Origin of the sequence: Mesorhizobium liriopis, assembly GCF_024053505.1 — a bacterium.
Lineage (GTDB): Bacteria > Pseudomonadota > Alphaproteobacteria > Rhizobiales > Rhizobiaceae > Mesorhizobium_B > Mesorhizobium_B liriopis.
This window is the reverse complement of the sequence record NZ_JAMXQS010000023.1, coordinates 1-1,178: the sequence shown is the minus strand read 5'-3', so window position 1 is coordinate 1,178 and position 1,178 is coordinate 1. Positions and strand designations below refer to the sequence as shown.

Annotated in this window: 1 protein-coding gene; it reads right to left on the bottom strand. The window is 62.9% G+C overall.

Annotation, left to right across the window (positions count from 1 at the left end; all coding sequences use genetic code 11):
• Window positions 1-2 precede the first annotated feature (2 nt).
• Window positions 3-1,178 carry an elongation factor Tu gene (tuf, locus tag NGM99_RS21545; RefSeq protein WP_252822831.1) on the bottom strand — a complete coding sequence of 392 codons (1,176 nt, stop codon included), beginning with the start codon at window positions 1,176-1,178 and terminating at the stop codon, window positions 3-5.

Below are 1,178 nucleotides of genomic sequence, written 5' to 3'. Positions count from 1 at the left end.
GCTTACTCGACGATGGCTGCGACGATGCCCGCACCCACCGTGCGGCCACCCTCACGAATAGCGAAGCGCAGCTTCTCTTCCATCGCCACCGGCACGATCAGTTCCACGTCCACCGTCACATTGTCGCCCGGCATCACCATCTCCGTGCCTTCCGGCAGCTGGACGATGCCCGTCACGTCCGTCGTGCGGAAGTAGAACTGCGGACGGTAGTTGGTGAAGAACGGCGTGTGACGGCCACCCTCTTCCTTGGTCAGGATGTAGGCTTCCGCCTTGAACTTCTTGTGCGGCTTCACCGTGCCCGGCTTGGCCAGAACCTGGCCGCGCTCCACACCCTCACGGTCCACGCCACGCAGAAGCGCACCGATGTTGTCGCCCGCCTGGCCCTGGTCGAGCAGCTTGCGGAACATCTCGACACCCGTGCAGGTGGTCTTGGACGTCGCACGGATGCCCACGATCTCGAGTTCCTCGCCGACCTTGACGATGCCGCGCTCGACGCGACCCGTCACCACCGTGCCGCGGCCCGAGATCGAGAACACGTCCTCGATCGGCATCAGGAACGGACGGTCGATCGGACGCTCCGGCGTCGGAATATAGGCGTCAACCTCTTCCATCAGCTTGCGAACGGCTTCCTCGCCGATCGTCTTGTCCGAATCCTCGAGCGCCGCCAGAGCCGAGCCCTTGACGATCGGAATGTCGTCGCCGGGGAAATCGTACTTGGAGAGAAGCTCGCGCACTTCGAGCTCGACCAGCTCGAGAAGCTCGGCGTCGTCCACCTGGTCGACCTTGTTCAAGAACACCACGATCGCCGGCACGCCGACCTGACGGGCCAGCAAGATGTGCTCGCGCGTCTGCGGCATCGGGCCGTCAGCGGCCGACACCACCAGGATCGCGCCGTCCATCTGCGCAGCACCCGTGATCATGTTCTTCACATAGTCGGCGTGGCCGGGGCAATCGACGTGGGCATAGTGACGGGCCGCCGTCTCGTATTCCACATGCGCCGTCGAGATCGTGATGCCACGCGCCTTCTCCTCAGGCGCCGCATCGATCTGGTCATACGCCTTGAACTCACCGAAATACTTCGTGATCGCAGCCGTCAACGACGTCTTGCCATGGTCAACATGGCCAATCGTGCCAATGTTCACATGCGGCTTCGTCCGCTCGAATTTACCCTTTGCCAT